General features: G+C 72.8%; 4 protein-coding genes. All 4 read right to left on the bottom strand.

All coding sequences use genetic code 11. From position 1 onward, the window contains the following. Nucleotides 1-92: 92 nt before the first annotated feature. From ACFWFR_RS18655 to ACFWFR_RS18640, 4 genes are read right to left on the bottom strand one after another with little or no spacing between them, the layout of a single operon-like run. Nucleotides 93-896: an ABC transporter permease gene (locus ACFWFR_RS18655; protein ID WP_377624079.1), complete on the bottom strand. Its 804-nt coding sequence runs from the start codon at nt 894-896 to the stop codon at nt 93-95. After that, on the bottom strand, nt 893-2,116 hold the full coding sequence (locus ACFWFR_RS18650) for an ABC transporter ATP-binding protein (RefSeq protein ID WP_377624078.1): 1,224 nt from the start codon (nt 2,114-2,116) through the stop codon (nt 893-895). Before ACFWFR_RS18650 ends, ACFWFR_RS18655 begins: the two co-directional genes overlap by 4 nt. Continuing rightward, nucleotides 2,113-2,418, bottom strand: a complete 306-nt coding sequence (locus ACFWFR_RS18645; protein WP_191805210.1) for a transcriptional regulator — start codon at nt 2,416-2,418, stop codon at nt 2,113-2,115. The genes ACFWFR_RS18650 and ACFWFR_RS18645 overlap by 4 nt, the downstream gene beginning before the upstream one ends. Continuing rightward, complete coding sequence (locus ACFWFR_RS18640; RefSeq protein WP_377624077.1) at nt 2,411-3,148, bottom strand: hypothetical protein; 738 nt, start codon at nt 3,146-3,148, stop codon at nt 2,411-2,413. Before ACFWFR_RS18640 ends, ACFWFR_RS18645 begins: the two co-directional genes overlap by 8 nt. Nucleotides 3,149-3,266: the final 118 nt, after the last annotated feature.

Genomic DNA, 3,266 nt, shown 5'->3' with positions numbered 1-3,266 from the left:
GGCACCGGGCTGCGCAAGTCCGCCGTCGACTACTTCCGCGGGGACAGCACCACGTCGGCACCACGTCGGCACCACGTCGGCACCAAGGAGCCCTACTTGAACCGGCGCCCCTCGTCCCGCCGGTACGCCCACACCGCCAGGACCGCGAACACCACGGTCCACCCCAGCAGCACGACCCACGCGAGCGCATAGGCCGGTTCGCCCGTGAGTGCCTGGACCAGCAGGTCGCGGCCGGCACGCGTCGGCGTCGCCATCGAGATCGCGTCGAGCCACGGCGGGAACAGGAACGGCGGCAGGAACAGACCGCCCGCGAACGCGAGCGGGAACAGGATGACCTGCACCACGGGCAGCGCAGCCTTGGCCGAGAGCGAGTACCCGATTGCGATGCCCAGCAGCACGAACGGCACCGACACGAGCAGCACGGTCCCCACGCCCGCGAGCAGCTGCGACCACGTCACGGAGGCCGCGGTCAGGAGCCACCCGATGAGGATGAGCGGCACGAGCCCGAACAGCGAGAAGATCCCGCCGTTGAGGATGCGCGCGATCATGCGCGGTGCGGGGCCCGCGGGCAGCGAGCGCAGGAACGGGTCGAACGGCAGCGCCCGGTCCTCCGCGACGCCCAGCCCGTAGGTGAACAGGCTCGCGGAGCAGATCGCGAACAGCCCGAGCGACGCGACGGCCGTGGTCGCCGCGACGGGGTCGCCCGCGACCTCCTTCTGCGGCACGACGAAGAAGAACATCGCGAGCGCGGGGAACAGGAGGTTCCCGAGGACCGCGATGGGCACGCGCACGGTCTCGAGGAACTGGTACTTGAGGTGGATCCAGGTGAGGGTCGCGGCGCCGGGCGGGCGTCCGCTCACGCTGGGGGTCGTGGTGACTGCGTCGGGGGTGCTCATCGCGCGCTCTCCTCCTCGGAGGTCCGGTCCAAGGTGCCCGACGGCGCCGCGTCCGTCGGAGTTCGGGCGCCACCACGGGAGGTCGTCGCGTCGGCACCGTCGGACCCGCTGCCCGTCGGGCGCGACCCGCCCGGCGGCCGGTCGGCCCCGGGGCCGCCACCCGGTGACGCGGTCCCTGCGGGACCGCTCGCGACCATCTGCTCGAACGCCTCCTCGAGGCTCGCACCCCGGATCTCGAGCCCGTGGAACGGCAGGCCCGAGGTCACGAGCGTGCGGACGAGCTCGTCGGCGTCGGCCGTGTAGAGCTCGTAGCGCCAGCCCGCGGCGGAGCGGGGTCCGGACTCGACCCTGCTCCCGTCGGCCTGACCGGCCCCACCGAGCCCACCGGCCCCACCGTCAGCGGTCCGCTCCGAACGCACCACGCCCGGCAGGTCGGTCCCCAGGTCCGCGGCGCTGCGCACGACGACGCGACGCAGCCCGACACGACGCAGGATCGCGTCGAGCGTGTCGTCGGCCTTGACCACGCCCTGGTCGATCACGACGACGCGCTGCGCGAGCGCCTGCACCTCCTCGAGGTAGTGGCTCGTGAGCAGCACGGTCCCGCCGGCCGCGTGGTACTCGCGGATCGCGGCCCACAGCGCCTGGCGCGCTCCGACGTCGAGGCCCGTGGTGGGCTCGTCGAGCAGCACGACCCGCGGTCGGCCGACGAGCGACAACGCGACCGCGAGCCGCCGCTTCTGCCCGCCGGACATGGCCCCTGTCTGGCGTCCCGCGAGCTCGGACAGCCCGAACTGCTCGAGCAGCTGGCCCGTGGGCACGGGGTTCGCGTAGTGCTTGCCGACGAAGTCGACGACCTCGCGCACCTTGAGCGTCGCGGGCAGCCCGGTCTCCTGCGGCGTCAGGCCCAGCCCCTGCCGGGACGAGGCGTCGCGCGGGTTGCCGCCGAACAGGCGCACGACGCCCGAGTCCGGCTTGCGCTGCCCGCTCACGAGCGAGAGCAGGGTCGACTTCCCCGCGCCGTTGGGGCCCAGGAGGCCCACGAGCTCACCGGCCCCGACCTCGAGGGTCACGTCGTCGAGCGCGACGACCTCGCCGAAGCGGCGGGTCACGTGCTGCGCGGAGACGAGGGAGCCGTCGGGCGCCGCGGGGCCTCCACGTGCTGCGGTCCGGGCGGTGGCCGACGGGGCCTCCCGTCCGGTCGATGGGTGCTCGGTGGTCACGATCCGGCTCCTCTCAGGAGCGTGCTCAGGGACTCGGTGTAGACCTCGAAGGCGCGGCGCCCGCGAGGGGTCAGGCAGATGTAGGTGGTCGGCGTGCGACCTTCGTGGGTCTTGGTGACGGTCACGTACTCGGCGTCCTCGAGCTTGCGCAGGTGCGTCGAGAGGTTGCCCGCGGTCATGTCGAGGAGCTTCTGGAGCTTGGGGAACGCGATCTGGTCGCCGGTACCGAGCGTCGCGAGCGTCGCGACGACGCGCAGCCGCGACTGGGCGTGGATGACCGGGTCGAGCTCGACGTCAGGCACGGGCGCCTCCCGCGATCCGGCGGCGGGTCCGCACGCGCAGGACCTGCTCGACGAGCGTCATGAGCAGGAACCCTCCTCCCCCAGCGGCGGCCATGACGAGGTAGAGGCCCGGGAGGCCCACGATCGTCGCGGCTCCGGCGACGATCAGGATCCACACGCCCAGGACGTACAGACGGCTCTCCTGCCACATGGCCCCGCCCGCGAGGTACATGATCCCGACGACCAGGCACGACAGGGAGTTGCTCGCGAGCGCCATGACCTCGGGGTTCGCGCCCGCCCGGGCAAGGCCGCCGAGGACCATGCTCATGGCCGCGAACGAGATGAACCAGGCCCAGCCGTAGAGCGCGCCCGAGCGGGCGCTCGTGCCGCGCAGGCCGCTCGTGCGGGTCATGATGTGCACGATCGTGATCGCCACCGCCGAGACGATGAGGAAGGTGAAGGCGAGGAACGCCCAGGGCTCGGGCTGCCCGACGGCGCCACCCGCCCCGGTCGCTCCGGTCGCCGTCGCTGCGGCGTCGGCCGTGCGCAGCGAGCTCGCGTAGAGCGTCGTGTAGCCCAGCAGCCAGGCCAGCCCCCAGACGCCGTAGAGGACGCGGCCGTCGGGCTCGACGTCCTTGGCCCTCTCCTGCTGGGCCGCGATGAGGCGCAGGCTCTCGGCAGGGTCGAGCGGCAGGTCGTCGTCGGGTCCCTGGGCGGGTCCGGCGGTCTGGTCGGGCGTCTGGGCGGGCACGGCGGCTCCTCCTTAGGTTTGTACTGCAAACTACTTTGTAGCCTGCCAGGAGGTGCGGGGTGCGCGCAAGGGGTCGACCGGGATCGATCTCGGACGCCGAGAAGTGAGTAGATGCCCC

This window comes from Oerskovia sp. NPDC060287 (assembly GCF_042726775.1).
GTDB lineage: Bacteria > Actinomycetota > Actinomycetes > Actinomycetales > Cellulomonadaceae > Oerskovia > Oerskovia merdavium.
Note: the sequence above shows the minus strand (reverse complement) of the source record. Positions and strands in the feature narration are given on the sequence as shown.